Source organism: Algoriphagus sp. (assembly GCF_046296635.1).
GTDB lineage: Bacteria > Bacteroidota > Bacteroidia > Cytophagales > Cyclobacteriaceae > Algoriphagus.
In genome coordinates, this window is the sequence record NZ_JBKBKZ010000018.1 from 86,168 (window position 1) to 106,618 (window position 20,451).

Sequence of the window (20,451 nt, forward strand, 5' to 3'; positions counted from 1 at the left end):
CGAATCTGCATCTTGAGTTATCTAAAGGAGATAAAGTGAAGGTTACTTTCCCTTCCCATAAATCATGGTACCGACTGTTTTGACGATGATGGATAGATCTTTTGCAAGGTTAACTTCTTCCAAATAATCCAGATCCAAAGTCATTCGTTCGCACATTTCTTCTACATTTTCTGCATATCCATAATCGACTTGGCCTATAGAAGTGATACCCGGCTTGAGAGAAAGTAAACTTTTATATGCAGGTGCCTTCTTTACAATTTGCTTGATAAAATATTCCCGCTCAGGTCTTGGCCCTACGACAGACATATCACCAACAAGCACGTTCCAAAATTGTGGAAGTTCGTCAAGATGGGTTTTTCTCATGAAGTTTCCCCATTTGGTAATCCGCGGATCATCATCGGTAGTCAATTGAGGTCCATTCACTTCTGAATCCACAATCATGCTTCTGAATTTGTAAATATTGAAGGGCTTTCCGTTTCTTCCGATACGCTCTTGTTTGTAGAATGCCGGGCCATTTGAGGTTAATTTGGTGATCGCTATCAGCAACATAAACACTGGCAACCCACAAATGATGACAGACGCAGAGAATAAGATATCGAAGGATCTTTTGGCGAAGCGGGTACTCAAATCTATTTTGTCCGCGATATTTTGAGAAATAGAACCGGTATTGAATCGTTCGAATGAAAATATATCTGGTAAAAACGCGCTATTTTGGTAGCCGTTGAATATTACCTCTTGATGTTGGTTTCCAGTAATCATAGTAGTAATGGTTAAATAATAGTTGGCTGTATCTCCTTTTATTCAATTTGAATGCCCATAACCGGAAAATTTTAAATAGTGATCAAAAATCCAGTAGATCGGGCAGGATTAATGGTTAAAAAATCTAAATAAGGTAGTTGATTGAGTCAATCCATAGAATTGTGGAGTTATTCCACAATTCTATTTTAACAAAGTGTGGATAAACTACACACTTTTCCAATAGCCTTTATGCATCGAGATTGACTTCTTAAAGGAATTTGAAAAAATCCTGTGCCACATACCAAGCTTATAACCGAGCCATTTGGCTAGGAGTGAAGAAATTGATTTTGGTAAAACGAACGGATTTTTAGAAATAACATAGCGAAACTCTGATTTTAAATATTTCAAACCTTCAGATTCAGCACGTCCAAAATTTTCAAAAATCCAAGGATTGTCTGCGTGAAATACACCAATATCAAAGTACCGTTTGAATTCTTCCTTGGCACTGTAATCGTGAGAATGATACACGCAAGATTCTGCCAAATATCGCATCGCCCATCCCTTCAAAAGCATTGAACCGGCAATCAGGACATCTTCGCCTAAAATGGTCCCTGATGGGAATCCTCCTGCTTCCTCAAATGCCTCTCTTCGATAAGCGGCGTAAGAATTGGAACACGAAATGGTCTTTATCTTATATTTTGGTGCGTCCTTTATACTTCTGGTTTGAGACTGTGGAGGATAATTGAAAAGCCTAGCATGCGATTCGAGGATTTTTGCTCCTATGTGCGGGAGTTGTCGACCATAGGCCATACCTATTTTGGGATTTTTTGCAAAAGTATTTACCATCAGTTCAATGGCATCGGCACTTGCTAAAATCGCATCCTGCGTCATAAACAAATAGATATCCGCATCAGAAAATTGGGATACCGCCATTTGACGAGTACCGCCATGATCAAAATCCGCCTTGTAGATGGTAATAAGCTGGAAATCTTCAGCGATTGTTTGCTCCAGTGTCCCATCAGTAGATCCAGAATCAATGATGATTACCTTATCGATTGGGTAAGTTTGGGATTTTATTGACACAATCACTGTAGACCAAAGAATCCCTGGATTCAAGGTTGGAATAAAGAGGTAGACTTTCATCGCTGGATCTATGCTCATAGCCGATTAGTCGTCGATTTTCACTTTCCCAAAATTAGATCTCCCAGAAATCATTCGCTCATTTTTCACTGAAGCAGTTCCTGTTCCTACCATGAGGATGGCATCTTGGTCAGAAATTCCGTGGTGTTCATTATTTTCAAGTCGAAGTTTACTGGGATAGTTGCTGACGACGGTGTGGCTTTCTTCCGCTCCTTGAATTGCAGTAAAGCTATTTCCTTTAAGCAATAGATTGTATGAACCTTCTTCCTTGACACATGCCTGAACGGAGCTTATTGTGTTTTTGATTAATTCGACTGGAGAAGCAGTTTTTCGGATAGCTACCGCTATTCCACCCAAACTTTCAATTTCATTTTCCTTCAAAAGTGCCGATGAAACATTCACCAATAGAATAGCGCCTGAAGGCTGTGCACTCTTTATCGTGTTTCCCAAAAGCTTGATATTTCCTTCGGTCAAATTGAAATTAAGAGAGGCATTCTTGATGGTGTTATTTTCGATTACAAATTCCTTGACCGAAATTCCATTGGGGAGGGAAAGCGAACCGAATTGATTATTTCTAAGGGTAAGTTTTTCAGCATTTACGTTTGCAATAAGGTTCACACTGCTAAACTGATTTGAATCGATTAACATTTCTCCCAAATCCAAAACAACTTCTACTTGGTTATCCGCTTGGTTTTCCTTTACTAAAATCAAATCGCAGCTCTCCACATAGATCGCTGGACGGTTGTTTTTCACTGCAATATTCTTGTAAAGAATGACGTTTGAAACATTGATCAATGTCCCGATCCCAGATCCATCCAGAGTGGATTCCCCGTTTACAAAACCATTATAGCAGCTGATGTTATCATCTATTATACAATCAATATCTTTTAATTTTTGCAATGAACGGTTGTTGATATCAATTGCATCAGCGGCGTTTTGATCCATGACATTTCCGGAAAATCTGTAGTCAGCCTCTTTGCCGGTATTGCCAAAAGCAACTTGTATCGCAGACATACCATTGTAGTGAATGACATTGTTGATGGCTTCAATTTTCCGGCTACCGTGAATGAATATTCCATTTTCCCCATTTTCAAAAATCTCAGAATCCCGAACTGAAATCGTATTGCTGGTCATGATTCTGATCCCGGTTCCGGGCTGATATTTGTGCGTTTCTTTTCTAGGCATCCCAAAGCCGGATACCTTACTTGAAATGATGGATATTTCACTGCACTGAAAAATGGAGATTCCCGGATAAGAGAGAAGTTTGGAGGAATCGCCTTTTAGGTTGCTGTTCTGAATTGTGATTTTTTGGGAACTGTTGAGGACAATTGCCTCATTTATAGATTTTGTATTTAGTGAAATATGAATGCTGTTTACTCCCTTTCCCAGGAGGAGGGGATTAGGAGAGTTTTGCTTTTCAAGAGAAAAATCTCCGGTTTTAGCCGCTGAATGCTGCTTCAATATTCCATCAGAAAGTATGTTGACACCTGTTTTGAGAAAGAGGGTCCTGACCAGAAAAGTGCCTTCGGGTATGTAAACTGTTTCACCTTCCTTGGCGTTATCGATTACTTTTTGAATTGCTTCGGTATGATCAGATTGCCCATCTTCAGTGATTCCAAAATCGATAATATTCAGAATTCCCTTCTTTTCCGCAAAAGGAGATTGGCAAAAGCAAAAGGCTGAAATCAATAAAAAACAACTCGTAAGGATTGAAAATTTCATTGTATTCTACTTTTAATAAACTCTTAGGAAAGAATTGTCTTCCACGTTTGGTCCGCTGTGGTTTCCCATGAAAATTGCTGGGCTCTTTCCATTCCCCTGCTTACACATTGAAGGTAGAAATCATTGTCATTGACCAATCTTTCTAATCCAGCTATAATGGCAGAAGTATTACTTGGATCCACACATAAAGCCGCATTTCCCGCAATCTCAGGCAATGAACTGACCGATGATGTCAAAACAGGAGTGCCCGAAGCCATGGATTCGATGACTGGCAGACCGAAACCTTCCATGAGCGAAACAAACATCGTGGCATGAGCGCCATGGTAGATTTTAGGCAGATCTTCCTCCGGAATGAAACCCAAAAACTTCACTCTGTCTGAGATTTGAAGTGCACTGATCAATGAAGCAAGCTCTACATCTTCATCACCCGACAGTGCAAAAATGAATTCCTTTGGGATTTTTGCCTGAGCAAAAGCTGTCAGCATCGCAGGGATATTTTTGTTTTTTCTCCTATTTCCCACAAAGAGAAAATAGGGTCTTTCTGAGAAGTACGATTCCTCATTTTCGAAAAAACTTCGATCCACTCCATTGTAAATCACCTCAATCAGTGAACCTGGGATTCCTAATAATTCCTCCAGCTGTAGTTTGCTGTATTGAGATACAGTGATTATTTTTTTTGCTTTTTGAGCCAAGTTGGCGATGACCTTTTTGTAATAAAATTTATGAAAGCCGGAATAATAGAAAAGGTGCATCAGATCATGAACCGTAAAAATGAAGGGAATTTTGCAACGTGCCGGAGGCATAAAAGATGGACTATAAAACACATCCGCCCCTGAATCATTGGCCTGAATTCCCAGCATGAGTGGTGAAAGTGGATTACTCACTTTCATGTCACTTTTGATAAATGAGCAAGTAGTATTGATTGGCGCTTGATTCAAAACCTCCTTGTACAATCTGCCGATTCCGGTGTTTCCAGCCCACCTGGGGTCTACAATTACATGGGTTGGATTATTCATAGGGTAACTTTCAGTTTTTTGAAATCAATTGGTCGAACATTCGCCAGAAGGAACATCAGAATCAAATACAAGACCACATCATTGTCATAGCCTGAATAGAGGATCATCATAATCGAAAGCAGAGGCAGAAATAACAGAAATTGGAATGCGAGATTGGAAAACTTAGCCGCACTTTCTTTGAAGAAAAACCACAGAAAACTGATGAAAGACAGCAATCCGACGATGCCCAATTCAAGGTATGCGGACAGAAAAGTGTTGTGTATATGAGGTTCACCTCTGTAAAAATCGGCGTATTTGCTTAAGAACTCCGGTGCACTCAAAAAGCCATTTCCGAGCGGAGAAATTTCTGTGAAATGCAGGAAAAATGCCTTCCAATAGACCAGCCGAATTCCCATTCCATCATTAGAAGCGGTTAGATTATCAACCCGGATGACCTTACCCAGTAGGAAAGGAAGGCAAATAAGTACTCCGATAATCAGAACTATTCGCCAATTTTTGGAAGCCACCATCCAGAAAAGGAGGAAAACACCAATCAACAAGGCGATAAGTGGTGTTCTTGAAAGACTTAAAAAAGCAATTCCAAAAACTATCAAAACCCTTAAAACCGAGACGGCATCTCTAGCCACAATCGGAATGCAAATCAAAATAAAACCGAGTAGAGCAATCCGTGCTCCAAACATGTTTTTGTCATCTAATCCCCAGAAATACAGCGATTTATTATACAGTGAACTGGCTTGACCCGAAGAGGAACTTCCGGTGATCAATCGGAAATTCATCGCTTCATGATAAACTAGAAGTTGGATCAATACCAGAACGAAGGCAACGATCAGTACCAGTTCCAAACGTGTCAAAAGCAGGGAATTGTCTCGGCCTCTTAGCCAATGAATTGAAAAGAACAAAAAGCAAAAGTTGATCAGAAGCTTGGCCAAATTGACCGAAGTAAATGTGTCCCCTTCAAAAGTGAATGCAAAACTCAGCGAAGCATAGACACTAAAAACAAGCAAAGCAATGCTCCAGATTTCCAGTTTAATTTTTGGCGATTCTCTGTAGAATTGAATGCTGGAGATTAAGAAGAACGCAGGATAGATTTTTACCGGAAAGAATACAGATACAATCGATATCAAAAACAATAATTCTCCCAAACCCATGCCCTGCCACGTTTGAAGGATGCTGAAGCGAGATTTTGGGTTTAATTCAGTCATGTTCCGTGCAGAATCAAATGGATTTTAGAAGGGTTTGATTCAATACGGTTTCATATTCCGATATCATTCTAGCTGTACTCAAAATATCTTCGACTGACTTTCGCGCTACAGCGCTCATTTCATTGTAGTGTTCAGGTTCTAAGTAAAGCTTGGTCAATGCCTCTCCAAGAGATTCAGGCCGATGGGCATAGCAAAAAAGTCCATTCACTCGATCTTGGACCGTCTCCTGTAATCCTCCGGCTTTATTGGCAATCACGGGAATGTGATTGGCCAAGGCTTCGATGGCTACCATTCCAAGCGGTTCCTGCCAAAGGGAAGGAACTACCAGCACATCGATTTTTGAAAAGAATTCCTGTGAATTTTGATAGCCGAGAAATTCAATAGAATGTCCTTTTGCCGCTTTTTTCAGTTTATTTTCAAATTTTACTTCCCCCTTGCCAGCAATTAAGAGATTGGCAGGAAATCCAAGTGTTTTAAATTGATCGATTAGCCATTCAATTCCTTTGATCGAAGAAAGCGTGCCTAGATAGCCAATGATAAGTTTTTGATCTTTTTGTCTTATGGGTTTAATCGCTGGTGCTTCAACTGCCCGGGTATTGTAGATCACATATTTCCCGGACTTTTTAAAATATCCCGCAGTTGTAAATCGTGTCAAAATATTCTGACTGATCCCGACTACCGCATTCACTTTTTTTGACTTATTAGGATGGGTAAGTCGGAGAAGTTTACAGGAAGTACACTGATTTATACAGGGTAAATTTCCCTTGAACATGTTACTGTTTGGACACAGCAAATACAGGTCATGAAGCACTTGGACGATTGGAATTCTGGATGCATGAATTGCATCCCAAGCGCTGACTGACCAGCCGGCAAGGTTGTGACAGGATACGATGTCGGGTTTTTCCAGTTCCAAAATTTCTTTTACCACTTTTCCCATTTCGGTATTTATCCGATCAGTGACATGCCAACCCAATCGTGAAAGTTTGCCAGGCTTCTCTTTGGCATATGGCCAATAACTGTTTATCAGGCCTGCTCGATAGACTTTTACCTCGTCAACACTATCTTCTTTCAACCCAAGATCAGGACTTAAACTTACCACAACCACCTCGTGACCCCTTGATTTCAATCCTTCCACGATCAATTTCAGAGAAATTTCCGCTCCCCCTTCGATCATGGGGCTGTATAAAGAATTGATGTAGAGGATTTTCATCGGTTAAAATTTTAAAGGTCAGATGCATGTCGTAGGTTTGATTAGCTTCCTATCAGAGCAGAATGATGTGTCAGTCCGAGCGGAGTCGAGGACTCTTCGACTTCGCTCAGAGTGACAAGAACTATGTTTCAAACTTTCAAATTGTCATTACATTTTTGAAAAATAGATTTCTTTCCTACATTTTGTTTTGCTTTCATATGGCTCGATTTCATTCATGTAAAATTTAAGCTTTTCCGCCGGGTTGACCACCGAGAAGTTTAGAATAGAGTGCAACGAGTTTTTGACCGGCAATCGCTTTATCGTTTTGTTCCTGAACCATTGAAAACATCGCTTGGCCCATTTCTTCAAAAATCAATGGATTGGTTTTCCTAAGTTCGAGGGCCAGATTTATGCGGTCAACAAGTTTCTCAAAATGTTCCTCAGCCGTGGAGTAATCATAGGAGAAGATAGCTGAATTAACCTTTCCAAAGTCATTGATAGTGCCGATTTTAGGGCAAATGACAGTTTTTTGATAGGAGAAAGCCAAAATCACAGTCCCTGAATTCAGACTGCTTTCCAGATTGTAAGGAAGAATGACCAAGTCTGAATTTGCCAAAATTTCAGGTAATTCTTCGTCTTGGATAAACTCAAATTTCAGATGAAGATTCGGAAGTCCTTTTCCCAGCTCTTGAATTTCATTTTTGTATTCTGGTGTATTTGGATTACCCATGATGGAAATGTCAATGGAGTCCGGAAATTTCCGAGCTAAGCGAATAAGCAACTCAATGTTTTTATATGGCTTGATCGCTCCAATAAAAACCAGTTTAATTGGATTTTCCAGTTCATGCGCAGCGCTAGGAAGAATTGGTCCATAGATTCCAATGAAGTCCGGGTGAGGAATATGTACGACTTTGCTCAGAAAGATTGGAGATATTTCACTCAATCTTACACGTGATTCTTCACTGTGGATCACTATCGAATCCGCCCAGCGAATGAGTAAAGAGCTGAGGATATTGCTCCATTTTCCTGACTTCTTTTCATGGGAAATCCGATTGTGCATGGTCCAAACCAGCTTTTTATTGCCAAGTCGTATGGCAATGAGTGCTATCAGTTTTCGAAAAAAACTTTTAAGCGTAGCTCCCTTACTGCTTTCATCCAGATTTTCAAACCAGTTTAAGTGGACGAGTTGGATGCTTTTAAAATGTTTCCAACTTGATAATAATCCATCGAGCGGAACTACTTCGTAACCAGCAGTTTTCAGTGCATTGACTAGCATGTCGATGTACTTGTTTTCCTTGTTTTCCGAGGGGTTAAAAATGACGTTCATTCCGTGCTTGGATGTTGTATTTGGGTTACCTAAAACTCTTCAAAAATGCGACAAAGATGGTCCCAAGGGATAAACTGAATTTTTCACGACCCTTGATCCACATCATTAATTTACTGAAGCGATTTGATCTCATGGAAACCATCATCGTGTAGATTTTGCGCAGTCTTATATAATGCTCCAGATTTCTTGACAAATGGGTGTAGACTACTTCGTCTGATTTTTTTGGAGGATTATTTTTCAGAAATGTTTTTAGCCAGTCTGCATATCCGAGGTCTGCCTCCATTTTGTCCTGATCGCGACCTGTGGAAGTGATGGAGAGTCTGTTGCTTCGATAATGAAAAACCGGCTCATTGCTGTGTGCTATTCCCTTTTCAGCACTAGCGATAAATGCAGTGATATCATCGGAACCCCATGCCAGTGGAAGTTTGAAAAATCCTCCTCGACTTCGTAAAGTTTCAGTTCGATAAACATAATCTGAAATATAATTTGATCGAAGCTGATGAAGTCGATGCCAAATCGAATCATAAACATGTTCGAAGCGTGGCAAAGACGGTGTGAGCATGACTTCATTGCCAAAGTCATCGATGATCAGACTTCTGCAGTGGTAAACTTCCAAGTCTGGAAAAGTGGAAATCAGACTTAGAAATTCTTCCAAATAGTGTGGAGCAAGTATGTCATCATCCCCCATTATGATGACAAACTCCCCAATTGCGTAATTGAGACATTTGTTCCAATTGTCAACCAAATTCACAGGTCCTACATTTTTTTCATTTTCAAAATACCGGATTCTTTGGTCATCCACAGCGGCAATTATTTCCTTTACAGGTTCGGGGGAGCAGTCATTAAGAATAATTAATTCGAAATCAGGAATTGTTTGAACGAGAATACTATCGATACATTCTTTGAGGTATTTACTCTTATATGCTGGAATACAAATAGAAAATTTAATCATTGCCTGATGGAAAAGGGGAGGGAACTGGCTTTTTCAAGAGTTTTTTGAATCGACTGATATCTACTCCCTTAACTACGAAAACTCGGAGGAAAAATCCGAAAAGAATGACAAACACAGCTGAAACAAGTAGAATTAATACAAGACCCTGAACATCCTTGAGCAAGTTTTTGGCCAAGTAAGCTATCCCAAATGCCACCAAGCCCCACAATACAGCCGGACCAAAAGCTCCAAAGAAAATCCGCTTGCTATTTAGCTTTAAGACCTTCGGGATATAATACACATAGAAAAACCCAATCTGAATCATCATGTAAACAAAGTATCCCATTACTGCTGCCCCAACATCATAAGACGGCGCTAGAAAGAGAGTGATTGGTAAGGACACGATGCAAGCAACTGCGGAAGAATAGATCAAAAAACGCGTCTTACCAGAAGATAAAACCAAGCTCGCAACGGGAGTATTATGCATGTTAAGAAGTACTGTGAAAAGCCAGATATTTAGCCAGATAGTCAGGTGAAGGTATTCCTCACCCATATACAGTAACAAAATGGTGTCAGAATTCAGTACCAGCACAAAGACGACCGCAGTCAGAAACATGGAGATAAACCGAGTTGCCTCGAAGACCATTTTCTCCATTTTCTCCTGATTTTTCTCCGCATAAACTTTGGATGCAGCCGGAAGTAAAACTTGAAGAAATACAGTTCCAAAGGAGATCACGAGCATCGCGATAGTCTGGATGACCCGATAGTCAGTCAAAACATCAATTCCGCTAGCATATCTGGCTAGAAGAATCGGCCGGAGTTCATTGGCTGTGAGTTGAAAAAGCCCCATCAGAAATATAGCAGAACTGTATCCTAAGATTTCTTTGAATATTTTGCCGTCCCATTTTGGACCTAATAGGTTTTTTAAAGCAATTGGAAAAACCCGAAGTTTATAAATATTGAATGGGATTGGAATGAGGGTGGAAAGCGTGTAAAAGACAAAATAAACCGGCAAAGACCATTGGAGATTGATGGCGACCAATGCAACGAGGAAGTTTAGGACGCTACTGATTACGTTAACCCGATTGACATAGCCCAATTCATCCTTGGCGCTGAGTAACTGGATGATGACGTTGGAAAGCCAGTTGAGAATTGTACTGGCAGCCAGAATGTACATCATCACCCGATAGATCGGGATTTGTTCGGCGGACAAGTTGAAAAGTTCTTGCCCATAATTGCCCATCCAGATGAAAATCATCGAATTGATCAATCCAATGGCTCCATAAAACATGACACTGGATCGGGAAGCCCGAGAGATGCTGGTCCAGTCTTTCGCATTTTCCCAAATTGCCAGGAAGCGAACAGAGCCCACATTCATTCCCAAATCCATCAGACGCAAATAGGCATTCAAGGAAAAAGCAAGGGCGATCAATCCGTAATCAGCTTTCCCGTAATATCCAACGAGCAGTGGGATGGTCACAAACTTGGCTGCGGCATCAAGGATTTTGGCTAAAATACCCCAGACCGTCCCGGAAAAAATACGCTTTGCAGCCTGTTGATTACTCATTGTTTAAAGATTATTCGCAAGGCTTTACAGGATGTATAAACTATTCATTGGAGAAATCTAGAATAGAATTTGTAAAGTCATTGTCAAAAAGACAAACTAAATTGGTTTATCGCTAATAATTCATTCAAAAACAGTTCCTGTTAAAGGTATTGGTCTAAAATAAATCAAGTACTTTTTTTCACCGCAAAGGACACGAAGAAGCGCAAAGGTTTTTTATCACAGACCTGCCAATCGCAAGCAGGGATTTCAGAGAAAAGATGTTTCAAAGATTTGACCTTAACCTTTACTTCAGAAATTACTGGCTCAACTTGCCTTTTTCAAGGTCACTGAGGTTATTCGCTTCACTCTTTGAATATGGTTGCGCGTATGAAAAAAAGAGAAACGACGAACAGAGGAATAATTACAATGCACCTACTCCGAAAGCAGGTCTAGCCTTAAAAATCAAATTATAAACAGATGAAGATATTAATAATTGGAGCTTTTGACCGCTATAACTACGGTGACCTTTTGTTTCCGCTTGTAATAGAAAAACAACTGGTTTCGCAAGGCATATATGCCGAGTTTGAGTTTTTTGGATTGGTCAAGTCGGATTTATCCGAAGTTGGAGGTTTACCGACTGAGGGCTTACAGGAATTCTATCAGAAGTGTGATAATCCTGATGAAAAGGTAAATGTCATCATCGCGGGCGGTGAGGCTTTGGGAGTGACTTGGAATTCACTGTATGCTGCTTTGAATCCGCTATTTCAGAAAATCAACAAAAGACATATCCGAATCTCCAAATTTTTTAATCTAAATCGATTTGCTCAAAAAATCTTGAAAGGGCGAACCGAGCTTCCTTTTGTTTTTGACAAAAAAGATTTCAAGGGAGTGAATTCCATTATTCTCAATTCCTTGGGTGGATCGGGATTGAGTGCCAAGGTTTTTGTAAAATATTATTTCTTGAAGAACAAGCTTAAAAAGGCCGATTACTTTGCTGTGAGGGATAGAATTACCTTATCGAATTTAGCGCAGGAAGGAATGAAAGTTGATTTGTTTCCTGATTCGGCCATTTTGATGTCGGAGTTTTATCCATTGTCCTGGCTTGAACAAAACGTCAGTTCTGAGGTAAAAGCATTTGTGTCCGAAAACCGAGGGGAGTATGTCTTTGTCCAAATCAACAAAAAGACCACTAATGGTAAGTTGGATATCATTGCCACCGAAGTGGATCGAATCTATTCCGAAGGAAAGACAAGTATTTGCCTTTGTCCGATCGGGAAAGCTTTGGATCATGATGATGATGTGGCCCTAAAAGATCTTGGTAACCGTTTGACTTGTCCTTACAGGTATTTTGATGCGGATACGATATGGGACATCATGTATTTGATTGGTGAGTCGAAGTGCTATGCTGGTACAAGTCTTCATGGGGCAATTACTGCCATGAGTTATGCAGTTCCTCATGTGGGTTTGAAAGTCGAAAAGTTGAATGCTTACCTCGGTACTTGGGGCGTAGAAGGAAACAATTATGCGGTTGAGTTTTCCGGTATTTTCGAGCAATTTCAAATTGCTAAAAATCTGGATAAACGTGATTTGGAGCAATCACGCAACACGCAGATCAGGGAGATCAAAAAAGCGTTTCAGAAAATGGCTGAGGTGATGGAAGGAAATAATTAATATCTGTTTTTGGTATGGGCATTATCTTAAAAAATTTGGTTGGAAGACCGAAGACGGGAGACCGAAGAAAGCCTGAATTTAGGTATAAAGTTTCGTAATGGTTGGATTTCAGGAAATAGTGACCGAGCCTCTTCCGTCTTCGGTCTCCCGTCTTCCAGCCACTAGCCTGTGGAATATTCGCCTACTGGCAGAAAAGCGTATAGTGATATTTAATTTTCTTTGAACCAAAAAAGAAACTCAGATATGGATTCCTTTTTTGATTTTCTGTAAATTGAAGAAAATCTGACACTTATGAATCCCACTGTATCCTATACCGATCCTGGCCTAATGCTCGGAAAAACTGTCTTAAAAATTGGTCAGGTAATTCTGGTGATCCTAGCCTTAGCAAGTGGTTATATGGCCTATTTGGCTTCAGAGGGAATGTTTTCAGGATGGAATATTGATATCGACTCCGATTTACTTTGGCTATTTCCAAATGCAGAACCGCAGGATTGGATTTTCTATTTTTCGATAGGTTTGGCTGTTAAGTTCCTGATTTGGGTAGGTTTTTTGGCTTGGCTGGATCGGAAGATTTGATTCAAAAGATTACTTGCAACAGGTTTAAAAAAAGCCCAAAACCTTCGAATGAGTCCTTTTCAGACTTCAGAATTTAGATTTCTAACTTAATTCTTGTTATCCAACGGAAATATTGATTTGGGGAAATGGCCATTTAAATGGATGAATGTAAAAGTTATAATTATGAGTATAATTTTTGATTAAATCTTCACATTTTGTAATTACGATTACAATTTTGTATAGCTTTGGAGTAAGATAAGTAGCTAGAATGCGTATTCCAGAAGATATTTTTGAGCGTCCTCAGTATTTAAATCGAGTGATTCCCTTCATGGGGAAATCTCTCATTAAGGTATTTACCGGACAACGCAGAGTAGGTAAAAGCTATATTTTGTATCAATTGATTCAAAAAATCCAAGCTGAATCACCAGAAGCCCCGATCATTTACATCAACAAAGAAGACCTGGATTTTGCTTTTTTGACAAACGCTGAGAAACTGCACCAATTTATTAAAGATCAAAAAAAGTCAGGAATGCTCAATTATGTCTTTATCGATGAAATTCAGGATATAGACAATTTTCAAATTGCGCTAAGATCCTTGATTTTGGACGATGAGCTTGATATCTATTGCACCGGAAGCAATGCCAATCTCCTTTCCGGCGATATTGCTGGTTTTCTGAGCGGTAGGGTGATTGAAATCAAAGTATATAGCCTTTCTTTTCTTGAGTTTTTAAGATTTCATGGTTTGGAAAATGAGGACAGCGCATTGGAAAAGTTTCTCAAATACGGTGGACTGCCCTACCTCAGACATTTGGAATTGACCGATGCGGTAGCTTTTGAGTATTTAAAAAACATATACACCACGATCCTATATCGGGATGTTGTAAACAGAAACTCAATCCGAAACACCGTCTTTTTAGAAAAGTTAGTCCTTTTCCTGGCAAGCTACACCGGAAGTTTGTTCTCCGCCAATAAGATTTCGGCATTTCTGAAATCCCAGCAAGTCAAGATGGCTCCTAATCAGGTTCAGGCATACATTTCGTACCTGACTAACGCTTTTTTGATTCATCAGGTGCCTCGCTACGATTTGGTGGGAAAGCGTCTTTTTGAGATCGGAGATAAATACTATTTCGAAAACCTTGGGATCAGACATGGCCTATGGGGATACCGGCCGGAAGATCTCGGAAAAATCATAGAGAATGCCGTCCACAACCAACTCCTGATTTCAGGTTATGAAGTCAAGGTTGGTGTCTTGGGCGATAAAGAAGTGAATTTTATTTGCAAAAAAAATGGGGAAACCCTTTATATCCAAGTAGCACTCTCCATCAAAGAGCCTTCCACTATTCAGCGGGAATTTGGCAACCTTCAGCTGATTGATGACAACTATCCAAAACTGGTCATCACCTTAGACGACTTTGAAGGAAATACTTTTGAAGGAATTAAGCAGGTCTCCCTGCGGAAATTCTTAACCGGGGAGTAAAAAAAGCCCAAATCTCACGACTTGGGCCATTTTTTTTCAGCTTTCTCACTTTACTTTTTGTTTTCTGCCACCGCATAATGCGCTGATGTCACGGAAAAGGAAAGATCAATTGTGGCATCATCTTCAGTCGAACTTTTAAATTGGTTAAATAAAAAAAGCCATCCCAATTTTGGGATGGCTCATAATTTAATCAATTAATGCAATTCAAATTGGAGAGGAACTCCGCACTCATAATTCCAATTTCCATCTTTATCTTTCTTTTGTACATGGACACTTTTGTTATTCGAATTCCTTACGAATTGAAAAGAGTACCTACCTACAATTATAGCTTCTGAAAAAAAGCGAACATTTTTTGGTTTTGGTAAGTCTAAACTTTTTCTCAAGATGTTTTGAATTGATTATTTTTTCTCTAGATCTCTCACAAAACCTCTGAGCAACTGGAATGAGGCCTTCAACTCTTCGTCGCTGAAGGAACACAATCCGATTCCTATTTCTGAAAGATAATCATCATCCCAGAGTAAATTCATCCACGGTTCAAATTCCAAAGTCTGAAAATAAAATTTGAATAGTTTCTTCGTTTGCTTCTATGTAAGTACTCTCCTAAATTTCATACTGTTCCATTGCCAATTCTTTTATTGACTGACTGAAGGTCATCCCTGATGAAAAAACAAATAGAATCAATACGGTCAATTTTATTTTAATTGCACTTTTCTCCATATGCTTGATAGTTTCCATTGGCTTCATTTTGTAAAATTCTGTCGATTTCGGACCAGCTAGTACCTGGGGGAAGAAATTGCTTGGCCTCGTCAATAAGCTGAGTCGGGTCACTATTTTTTACAAGTCCTCCAAAAGCAATTTTGTAGTAATAATCAAAACCCAAAGTACCTCCGGTTGGTCCTGACTTTTTATCCCAATTGTAAAGCGAGACAGCCATACTAAAATAAAATGAAATATTTCTGTTTGGGTCTTGCTAATTCAATCGAACTTCAAAATCAGATGTATAAAAAAGCCATCCCAAAAGAGATGGCTTTTTTTCACTAGTCAACAAATACTACATAAAGTGGAATTGCGCATTCAAAAATCCAATCCCCTTTACCATTCTTTTTTTGAACACTTAGGCTTTCAGAGTTTAAATGTTTGAACAAAATAAAGGAATATTCTCCTATAATAATCGGTTCGGTGATTGACAGATAAGGGTATTCCGTCAAGTCATCAATAAAAACGAACCTTTTTCCAAGTTTATTCTTGTTGATCTCTTTTACCCTAATATTCTTCACATGATAGATCAGTTGATCAATTGCTCCTTCTAATTTGGTGTTATCAAAAGAACATAGGGCTATTCCTCGCTTTTCCCGGTAATAGGTTCCATAGAGAAGATGAACCCATGATTTATAATCAATGGTCTGAAAGAAAATCCGGGTATGATCCTTTCCTGAATTTTTAAAGGCATCTTCTATTACCTGATATTGCTCTCGAGACAGGCCCTTTTTATCTTGAGCCCCTGCTATCAGGGGCAATAAGATCGTCACCGGAATAAAAAACCAATTAATTACACTTCGTCCCATTTGCTTGATTAGTTCCAGTTGCTTCATTAATTAAAATTTTCTCGATATCTGCCCAGCTGCTTCCAGGTGGAATAAACGGTTTTGCTTCGTCAATCAATTGGGTAGGATTGTTAGGGTTGACCAACCCACCAAATGCCATTTTGTAGTAATAATCAAAACCCAAAGTACCACCAGTCGGTCCGGATTTCTTGTCCCAATTATACAGTGATACCGCCATACCAAGAATAAAATCACTCATCGCAGCATGATGAGTACCATTCCAATTTTGATCATATTTTTCAAAATAACGGATCAATAAATTGAAAGTATTGTAATTGTACCTCAAATCCATATTGTAAGTGTGCTCCAACAAGAAGGCATGTACCGTTTCATGAAAAATAGTTCTGGCCACACTAAGCGAAGTAGCTTTAAGGAGATAGTCATTGCTAAGCGTGATGGTATTGATTCCATTGATCCTTTCAGTTACTGCATTTGCACCATCGGTGTGGCCATTTTGGATTCGGTAATCAAACCTTCCACTTTGTTTAAACAGATCCAGCATTCCGGGAAAAATATCCAACGCACCTAAACCATGAAGACTGGTAAGATCTTGAGCGTTTTTTGACAAACCCTTGAAGATGTTAATAGCGCAGGGGTTGCTTAGCTGATTGATTATAGTCTCAGGTGAAGGTATCTTTGGTGGATCATAAGTAGGCAAATCTCTTGAAGGCACTGGCACAGGGTCGTCACAGCAAGGGGGCCTTTGATAGTCGTGATATTCTCCGCCATCACCTGTTCCTTGACCTCCTTCGGGAGTATAGCCACCAGATCCAGAGCAATGGGTAAGTTTGATTGTACTGGCATGAACTGTTACTATCCCATCAGGATCAACCGTAGTGTAGGTGACTTCTCTCGTTATTTCTCGGCAATCTGATTGAATTCTGGAATTTTCTCTGTTGGATTGGCCATATCTGAAATGACTAGTCAACTCGCCTTTTTGAAAAATAAATCCGATAAAATGCCGCTCGTCATAAGTCCAAATATCCACCATTCCAGACCAGTCATAGGGAATTCCATCATAGCTAATCTCCTGAAAGGAGGAGACTGACAAATTATTGTCTGGATAGTACCTCGCAATCAAAGGGTCAAATCGCTCAGCTGTGGGATGCTTGACAAACATAATATTCTGAATCACAACATCAGCTGGATTGCGATCTGGAAAGCTGTCAATCATACTGGTTAAAAAATATTTGGTGGCATTCTCCAGTGAAATCTCAAAAACTTCCCTTCCGTCAGGAAAATAGTAATGGTGAAACTTATCCCAGTCGGGCTCTTTTTCAAAAAATGGCAATATCAGTCCCTGAGACTCTGACCGAAAGTTTGATCCCCGTTCGGGGAGTCTTAGGTTGGTTTTGTTTTCTTCAAACCAAGATTTTATTTTGGCAAGTTGTCCATTTTCACCGACCTCAATTTTGGGTGATTCTGGTTCTTCGACACATGAGGTCATTAGGATATTCATAGTGATCAAAAGAGCAAGAAAACTTAAGAATCCTAATCTACCTAGATTTTTGTACTTGGGGGGGGGGCAAAAGTGTTTTTCATAAAAAAAGAGATTTAGTTGTTGAAAACTTGAAAGAAGTATCGAAAAGATTTTTTAAAAAGTCAAGAGATACAATTACTTTTTTACATTAAAAAAGCCCAAATCTCTCGACTTGGGCCCTTTTTCAGACTTCTGACTTTAGATTTCTAACTTCACTTCTTGCTTTCCGCCACCGCATGATGTGCCGCTCTCGCTGCAAATGCCATATAGGTTAGTGACGGATTTTGAGTTGCAGTTGAAGTCATTGACGCTCCATCAGTCACGTAGACATTGGGAACTGCATGAAGCTGATGATTTGAATTGAGCATGGATGTTTTTGGGTCTTTGCCCATTCGTACGCCACCCATTTCATGAATATCCAGTCCAGGAGCTCGGTTGTCGTCACGAGTTCGGATATTGGTAAATCCGGCTTTGGTAAACATCTCAGACATCTGCTCGATATAATCCTTGATCATCTTCTCATCGTTTTCGTCGTATTCTACGCTGATTTTGAGTTGAGGAATTCCCCACTCATCCACCTGCGTTGGATCCAAGGCAACGTAATTGCTTTCTTTTGGTATAGTCTCACCCATCATGTGCGAACCCACATTCCAGAGTCCATATTCGCTTGGATTGAGCAAGTTGTTTTTCAATTCCATTCCCACTCCGTCAGAATTGGTTCGGACGCCTCTTCCCGCTGAAAATCCAGCAGCGTAGCCTCTCAGGAAATCAGTTTCTTGTTTGTACACATTTCGGAATCTCGGGAAATACCCGCTTGTCGGACGGCCACCTGAGGTGGTGTATTCCGAATGTCCTTCATGCTCGGCTGAAACTCCCGCTCGATAGTTATGGAATGCTACGTATTTCCCAAGAACGCCACTGTCATTTCCCAATCCATTGGGGAAACGGTTGGAGGAAGAATTCATCAAAACCAAATTGGAATTGAGTGCTGCAGCGTTAAGGAAGATGACGTCTGCATAGAATTCTTCGGTCTCCTTGGTCAGGCGATCAACGATTCGCACTCCGGTGGCTTTTCCTTTTTCCTCATCATAAATGATCGAATGCACCACCGCATCAGGTCTCATGGTAAGATTACCAGTTTTCAAAGCCCAAGGAATGGTCGATGAATTTGAACTGAAATAACCTCCAAACGGACAACCGCGCTGGCAAAGATTTCTGTTTTGACATTTTGCCCTTCCTTGCTGCGCAAAGAAATCCAAATTGCCATTGATATGCGCGCATCGGGAAGAGATCATGTGACGCTCATTTCCGTAGTTTTTTTTCAGTTGCTCCGCAAAATATTTTTCCACCACATTCAATTCGTATCCAGGCAGAAATTCTCCATCCGGTAGATTTGGAAGGCCGTCTTTGTTGCCCGAAACGCCAGCGAATTTCTCAACATGACTGTACCATTTTTCGATGTCTTTGTATCGAATCGGCCAGTCCACAGCAAATCCATCACGAGCCGGGCCTTCAAAATCAAAGTCAGACCAACGCTGTACTTGTCTGGCCCAAAGCAGAGATTTTCCTCCTACTTGGTATCCTCTGATCCAGTCAAAGGGCTTCTCCTGTACATAAGGATGCTCGGTGTCTTTGACGAAAAAGTGCATGGCATCTTCTCGAAAGGCGTAGCATCGACTGACTACCGGATTTTCATCTTGGATGCTTTGCGGAATCTGTCCCCGATGTTCGAATTCGTAGGGAAGCTTGTTGGTCGTTGGATAATCTTTGATATGCTCAACGTTTTTCCCGCGCTCGATCATCAGGGTTTTAACACCTAGGTCACAAAGTTCCTTTGCAGCCCAAGCTCCGCTTATTCCTGAACCGATGACAATGGCTTGGTATGTTCGTTCTTGTCTACTACGGATATTCAGATTAGCCATTGATGCGTGGTTTTTGGAGGTCAGAGATCAGGACAGCACCATTGTACTCGCCAGGAATGAGGGAATAAGGAATTATCTCGGTTTGGATGTATTCGGAGGCCATGTAGCCTTGGATGGTGAAGCGCTTAGTAGAATTTAAGAAGTAGGAAATATTTGCTCTTTCTTTGCCTTCCGCTGTATCATCCCCTTCGAGTTTGGTTCCAGTGAGGATCAATTCCTCCTTTTCCTTAGTCGAAAGTGCTTCATATTTCTTGCCTGAAGTCTTTTGAACATAATTCGGAAATGCCAAAAGTCCGGCAGTGAATTTTTCTTGATTTTCTTTTGTGAAGCAATCATTGACCATGACCAAAATGAAATCGGGAACTTCCAGATTGAGTGCTCCTTTAATTTCTCCGGCGGGGATGATCGTATCTGAAATCGCCCCCAGCAGATTTTTTTGAGAAGCGGTTACTTTTAGATTTTGATAGGCGGCTAGAATATCATCGCTGCTGAAGTCGCAGGAAGGAATCAACACGAGTCCTCCAGAAATCAGGGCGAGATGCCTCAGGGCGATCCGTCTGTTCATATAGTTGATTGAGATAGATTGGGTTCAAAGCAATTGAGCCTAAAAAGTAGGGAATTTTGGCTCTAAAACCCAGTGAAAAAGAAGTACTTTATTTTTATGATTTACCCATGGTTGAAAATAAAACCTAATTTGAAGCCTTCTTAGGTATTCGGTCTTCGGTCACTTGTGCTGAGCGTAGCCGAATCACCCAACCAATAAACAAAGAAAAATTCACCTACTGGAAGTATAGCGGATATGCAGATTTGAAAAAATGTATATCCGCTTTCTTACCAGTATTTCCTTTTAACAAAATGACCTCGACTTCGCTCGGCCACCGAATCTTGGATAATTACAAGGAGGGGAGGGAAATGCGGCGCAGCCGCATTT

The 20,451-nt window shown here is 40.2% G+C and carries 17 protein-coding genes; 3 read left to right on the forward strand and 14 right to left on the reverse strand.

Features of this window, described 5'->3' with window-relative positions:
- Nucleotides 1-42: 42 nt before the first annotated feature.
- The 9 genes from ACK4HU_RS14010 to ACK4HU_RS14050 all read right to left on the reverse strand — a co-directional run bounded on the left by ACK4HU_RS14010 (nucleotide 43) and on the right by ACK4HU_RS14050 (nucleotide 10,832).
- The gene (locus ACK4HU_RS14010; RefSeq protein ID WP_409807742.1) at nucleotides 43-759 is read right to left on the reverse strand and encodes a sugar transferase; all 717 of its coding nucleotides are present in this window, start codon (nucleotides 757-759) and stop codon (nucleotides 43-45) included.
- A 204-nt stretch (nucleotides 760-963) separates the two neighbouring features.
- On the reverse strand, nucleotides 964-1,899 hold the full coding sequence (locus ACK4HU_RS14015) for a glycosyltransferase family 2 protein (protein WP_409807744.1): 936 nt from the start codon (nucleotides 1,897-1,899) through the stop codon (nucleotides 964-966).
- Between the two features lie 6 nt (nucleotides 1,900-1,905).
- Nucleotides 1,906-3,600 (reverse strand): right-handed parallel beta-helix repeat-containing protein, encoded by a 1,695-nt coding sequence (locus tag ACK4HU_RS14020; protein ID WP_409807746.1) that lies wholly within the window; start codon nucleotides 3,598-3,600, stop codon nucleotides 1,906-1,908.
- 23 nt (nucleotides 3,601-3,623) lie between these two features.
- Nucleotides 3,624-4,616 carry a glycosyltransferase family 4 protein gene (locus tag ACK4HU_RS14025; protein ID WP_409807748.1) on the reverse strand — a complete coding sequence of 331 codons (993 nt, stop codon included), beginning with the start codon at nucleotides 4,614-4,616 and terminating at the stop codon, nucleotides 3,624-3,626.
- Nucleotides 4,613-5,818: an O-antigen ligase family protein gene (locus ACK4HU_RS14030; RefSeq protein WP_409807750.1), complete on the reverse strand. Its 1,206-nt coding sequence runs from the start codon at nucleotides 5,816-5,818 to the stop codon at nucleotides 4,613-4,615. The genes ACK4HU_RS14025 and ACK4HU_RS14030 overlap by 4 nt, the downstream gene beginning before the upstream one ends.
- Before the next feature lie 13 nt (nucleotides 5,819-5,831).
- Nucleotides 5,832-7,028 (reverse strand): glycosyltransferase family 4 protein, encoded by a 1,197-nt coding sequence (locus ACK4HU_RS14035; RefSeq protein WP_409807752.1) that lies wholly within the window; start codon nucleotides 7,026-7,028, stop codon nucleotides 5,832-5,834.
- Between the two features lie 223 nt (nucleotides 7,029-7,251).
- A complete protein-coding gene (locus tag ACK4HU_RS14040; RefSeq protein ID WP_409807754.1) occupies nucleotides 7,252-8,334 on the reverse strand; it encodes a glycosyltransferase family 4 protein in 1,083 nt (360 codons plus the stop codon).
- Nucleotides 8,335-8,359: 25 nt separating this feature from the next.
- Nucleotides 8,360-9,286 carry a glycosyltransferase gene (locus ACK4HU_RS14045; protein WP_409807756.1) on the reverse strand — a complete coding sequence of 309 codons (927 nt, stop codon included), beginning with the start codon at nucleotides 9,284-9,286 and terminating at the stop codon, nucleotides 8,360-8,362.
- The gene (locus ACK4HU_RS14050; protein WP_409807758.1) at nucleotides 9,279-10,832 is read right to left on the reverse strand and encodes a lipopolysaccharide biosynthesis protein; all 1,554 of its coding nucleotides are present in this window, start codon (nucleotides 10,830-10,832) and stop codon (nucleotides 9,279-9,281) included. Before ACK4HU_RS14050 ends, ACK4HU_RS14045 begins: the two co-directional genes overlap by 8 nt.
- A gap of 456 nt (nucleotides 10,833-11,288) precedes the next feature.
- On the opposite strand from ACK4HU_RS14050, the gene ACK4HU_RS14055 reads away from it, so the two are divergent.
- The 3 genes from ACK4HU_RS14055 to ACK4HU_RS14065 all read left to right on the forward strand — a co-directional run bounded on the left by ACK4HU_RS14055 (nucleotide 11,289) and on the right by ACK4HU_RS14065 (nucleotide 14,514).
- Entirely contained in the window at nucleotides 11,289-12,482 is a 1,194-nt protein-coding gene (locus ACK4HU_RS14055) for a polysaccharide pyruvyl transferase family protein (protein WP_409807760.1), read from the forward strand.
- A gap of 291 nt (nucleotides 12,483-12,773) precedes the next feature.
- Nucleotides 12,774-13,058: a hypothetical protein gene (locus ACK4HU_RS14060; protein WP_409807762.1), complete on the forward strand. Its 285-nt coding sequence runs from the start codon at nucleotides 12,774-12,776 to the stop codon at nucleotides 13,056-13,058.
- 247 nt (nucleotides 13,059-13,305) lie between these two features.
- The gene (locus ACK4HU_RS14065) at nucleotides 13,306-14,514 is read left to right on the forward strand and encodes an ATP-binding protein (RefSeq protein WP_409807763.1); all 1,209 of its coding nucleotides are present in this window, start codon (nucleotides 13,306-13,308) and stop codon (nucleotides 14,512-14,514) included.
- A 697-nt stretch (nucleotides 14,515-15,211) separates the two neighbouring features.
- Here ACK4HU_RS14065 and ACK4HU_RS14070 read toward each other — a convergent pair.
- From ACK4HU_RS14070 to ACK4HU_RS14090, 5 genes are all read right to left on the reverse strand, one after another.
- Nucleotides 15,212-15,448 carry a hypothetical protein gene (locus ACK4HU_RS14070; protein ID WP_409807765.1) on the reverse strand — a complete coding sequence of 79 codons (237 nt, stop codon included), beginning with the start codon at nucleotides 15,446-15,448 and terminating at the stop codon, nucleotides 15,212-15,214.
- Nucleotides 15,449-15,551: 103 nt separating this feature from the next.
- Nucleotides 15,552-16,106, reverse strand: a complete 555-nt coding sequence (locus tag ACK4HU_RS14075; RefSeq protein WP_409807767.1) for a hypothetical protein — start codon at nucleotides 16,104-16,106, stop codon at nucleotides 15,552-15,554.
- On the reverse strand, nucleotides 16,060-17,577 hold the full coding sequence (locus ACK4HU_RS14080) for a hypothetical protein (protein WP_409807769.1): 1,518 nt from the start codon (nucleotides 17,575-17,577) through the stop codon (nucleotides 16,060-16,062). The genes ACK4HU_RS14075 and ACK4HU_RS14080 overlap by 47 nt, the downstream gene beginning before the upstream one ends.
- Nucleotides 17,578-17,810: 233 nt before the next feature.
- Nucleotides 17,811-19,520: a GMC oxidoreductase gene (locus ACK4HU_RS14085; RefSeq protein ID WP_409807771.1), complete on the reverse strand. Its 1,710-nt coding sequence runs from the start codon at nucleotides 19,518-19,520 to the stop codon at nucleotides 17,811-17,813.
- The gene (locus tag ACK4HU_RS14090) at nucleotides 19,513-20,085 is read right to left on the reverse strand and encodes a gluconate 2-dehydrogenase subunit 3 family protein (RefSeq protein WP_409807773.1); all 573 of its coding nucleotides are present in this window, start codon (nucleotides 20,083-20,085) and stop codon (nucleotides 19,513-19,515) included. The genes ACK4HU_RS14085 and ACK4HU_RS14090 overlap by 8 nt, the downstream gene beginning before the upstream one ends.
- Nucleotides 20,086-20,451: the final 366 nt, after the last annotated feature.

Excerpts from the sequence above, each read along its gene's own strand:
- ACK4HU_RS14065 (WP_409807763.1), top strand. The coding sequence starts at position 13,306 with ATGCGTATTCCAGAAGATATTTTTGAGCGTCCTCAGTATTTAAATCGA.
- ACK4HU_RS14050 (WP_409807758.1), bottom strand. The coding sequence starts at position 10,832 with ATGAGTAATCAACAGGCTGCAAAGCGTATTTTTTCCGGGACGGTCTGG.
- ACK4HU_RS14085 (WP_409807771.1), bottom strand. The coding sequence starts at position 19,520 with ATGGCTAATCTGAATATCCGTAGTAGACAAGAACGAACATACCAAGCC.
- ACK4HU_RS14010 (WP_409807742.1), bottom strand. The coding sequence starts at position 759 with ATGATTACTGGAAACCAACATCAAGAGGTAATATTCAACGGCTACCAA.
- ACK4HU_RS14045 (WP_409807756.1), bottom strand. The coding sequence starts at position 9,286 with ATGATTAAATTTTCTATTTGTATTCCAGCATATAAGAGTAAATACCTC.
- ACK4HU_RS14060 (WP_409807762.1), top strand. The coding sequence starts at position 12,774 with ATGAATCCCACTGTATCCTATACCGATCCTGGCCTAATGCTCGGAAAA.
- ACK4HU_RS14040 (WP_409807754.1), bottom strand. The coding sequence starts at position 8,334 with ATGAACGTCATTTTTAACCCCTCGGAAAACAAGGAAAACAAGTACATC.
- ACK4HU_RS14055 (WP_409807760.1), top strand. The coding sequence starts at position 11,289 with ATGAAGATATTAATAATTGGAGCTTTTGACCGCTATAACTACGGTGAC.
- ACK4HU_RS14080 (WP_409807769.1), bottom strand. The coding sequence starts at position 17,577 with ATGAATATCCTAATGACCTCATGTGTCGAAGAACCAGAATCACCCAAA.
- ACK4HU_RS14090 (WP_409807773.1), bottom strand. The coding sequence starts at position 20,085 with ATGAACAGACGGATCGCCCTGAGGCATCTCGCCCTGATTTCTGGAGGA.
- ACK4HU_RS14075 (WP_409807767.1), bottom strand. The coding sequence starts at position 16,106 with ATGAAGCAACTGGAACTAATCAAGCAAATGGGACGAAGTGTAATTAAT.
- ACK4HU_RS14070 (WP_409807765.1), bottom strand. The coding sequence starts at position 15,448 with ATGGCTGTCTCGCTTTACAATTGGGATAAAAAGTCAGGACCAACCGGA.
- ACK4HU_RS14020 (WP_409807746.1), bottom strand. The coding sequence starts at position 3,600 with ATGAAATTTTCAATCCTTACGAGTTGTTTTTTATTGATTTCAGCCTTT.
- ACK4HU_RS14035 (WP_409807752.1), bottom strand. The coding sequence starts at position 7,028 with ATGAAAATCCTCTACATCAATTCTTTATACAGCCCCATGATCGAAGGG.
- ACK4HU_RS14030 (WP_409807750.1), bottom strand. The coding sequence starts at position 5,818 with ATGACTGAATTAAACCCAAAATCTCGCTTCAGCATCCTTCAAACGTGG.
- ACK4HU_RS14015 (WP_409807744.1), bottom strand. The coding sequence starts at position 1,899 with ATGAGCATAGATCCAGCGATGAAAGTCTACCTCTTTATTCCAACCTTG.
- ACK4HU_RS14025 (WP_409807748.1), bottom strand. The coding sequence starts at position 4,616 with ATGAATAATCCAACCCATGTAATTGTAGACCCCAGGTGGGCTGGAAAC.